The organism is Bartonella sp. AP58NXGY, assembly GCF_042195785.1.
GTDB lineage: Bacteria > Pseudomonadota > Alphaproteobacteria > Rhizobiales > Rhizobiaceae > Bartonella.
Genome location: NZ_JBHIOY010000291.1, coordinates 1 through 665 on the forward strand (window position 1 = coordinate 1; position 665 = coordinate 665).

At 49.9% G+C, this 665-nt stretch carries 1 protein-coding gene and 1 pseudogene; both read left to right on the forward strand.

Annotation, left to right across the window (positions count from 1 at the left end; all coding sequences use genetic code 11):
- Window positions 1-198, forward strand: a pseudogene (locus ACFINC_RS11005) (hypothetical protein); the annotation flags it as partial.
- The coding region (locus ACFINC_RS11010) for a baseplate assembly protein (protein ID WP_375617228.1) at window positions 195-665 on the forward strand (471 nt) is incomplete at its 3' end. The pseudogene ACFINC_RS11005 and the gene ACFINC_RS11010, both read left to right, overlap by 4 nt.

The following is a 665-nucleotide window of genomic DNA, read 5'->3' on the forward strand; positions in this document are numbered from 1 at the left end:
TGGGGACTAACGCAATTGAGTGCCCCGCGTGAGGTGCAAATTGAACCGATTATCTCTGCGGCGATTAAGCAGCGTGGTGTATCGATCAGTGTGGTGGAATGGCACCAAGATTTATATCATTTGGGACAGGATATTTTTGCTGATGCGGGACAACTCAAAGCTGGGTTGATTTATTTAGACAATGAGGTGGGGGCATGAATGATGCACATCTCTTAAGCGATACCTTTCGACAAATTATGAAGCGTCTTGATGCGCTTGACCGCTGTCTTGCCAACCAGCACATGATCGGGCGGGTTGTGCAAGTTGATGGCCATAGGCTGCGGGTGAAACTTTCCGAACAGGGTTCCAATGGACAAGCGGTTTTATCGCCTTGGTTGCAAGCACAAGAAGCGGCGGGGGCTGTTTCCAGCAATATGCCTTTCAATGTTGGTGATCCGGTGCGGTTGTTGAACCCCCATGGTGAAATTGGCTCCGCCTCTCTGGTTGTACGCGATAGCTATAGTGAGGATATGCCTAACCTCGCACGCTCGCCGCAAGAGCTTGCGCTTTGTTATGCCGGTGGCGCTTTGCGGATGACAAAAGATGAACTTATTCTCTCCCATGGAGAAAACCAAATCCATTTGAGTGCACAAGGTCTGGTGCTTTCTCATCAAGCAACCCGTGTT